The 935-nt window shown below is 45.9% G+C and carries 1 protein-coding gene; it reads right to left on the bottom strand.

Annotated elements, in window-relative coordinates:
- Positions 1–385, bottom strand: a 385-nt coding sequence (locus ACOI1D_RS21700) for a reverse transcriptase domain-containing protein (protein WP_422504283.1), incomplete at its 3' end; no start/stop codon positions are given.
- Between the last annotated feature and the right edge of the window lie 550 nt (positions 386–935).

Genomic DNA, 935 nt, shown 5'->3' with positions numbered 1-935 from the left:
AACCTTGCTTGATGTAGTTCCTTGCTTCCCTTACCGCATCATGTCCTCGTTTGTTTGGACGGAATCCATAACTATGTTTCGAGAACGTTGGGTCATATTCTTTGGTGAGAACTTGTGCAATTGCTTGTTGGATGAATCTGTCCAGCACGGTAGGTATACCTAACTTCCTCTTCCCGCCATTCGGTTTCGGGATTTCGACACGACGAACAGGTTGAGGATAGTAGATTCCCTCTTGAAGTTCTTCTCGCAGGGCATTCCAGTGTTTCGTGACATACGCTCGTAGGCTTTGTACGGGCATCTCATCTACACCATGACTCCCTTTATTACGTTCAACACGTTTTAATGCGAGTATTAAGTTTTCCCGTGAAAGGATTTGTTCCAACATGATATCTAACTCCTACGTGAATTGTTCCTTCTTCTTATGTGGCAATAACTTTCAGCCCTTCTAATGTCCCCCACGGGATTCACCGTTTCCTCCATTAGGAAGGTTATTATGTTTCTGCTTCATCAAGCATTGCGTACGCGAAGCGACAATTCTTCTTAAATGATTCAGCCCTTCTTGAATACTCTAGAGATATTCAATACTACGGCTTCGGCTGACTTCTGATAGTTCAGCGAACATTCACATGTTCGGTTACGGCGTGTGCACCGCGCTCCTATCAGACCTCCCAGGGTAAGCACACATTCTTCCTCTCCATATCCCCACTTCATTTACTTTGTGTATCCTTCGGCAGTATGGGTTTTGACTTGTTATGCAGTCTCATCCAAATACACCTAGCCTTCTATGAAGTTCGTGTTCCTCAAGGCGGAGATTTGCCGCGGACTTCCTTCAGATTCTGGGTCACCCCAGACACCCTTGTCTTAAGCTAACCGCTACTACTGCCTTCACGGTTCGGGACTCTAACCCTAAAGAATGTGTGCATGCCTGGCACACA

Origin of the sequence: Virgibacillus sp. DJP39, assembly GCF_049310925.1 — a bacterium.
In the GTDB taxonomy this organism is placed as follows: Bacteria; Bacillota; Bacilli; order Bacillales; family Amphibacillaceae; genus Virgibacillus_F.
Note: the sequence above shows the minus strand (reverse complement) of the source record. Positions and strands in the feature narration are given on the sequence as shown.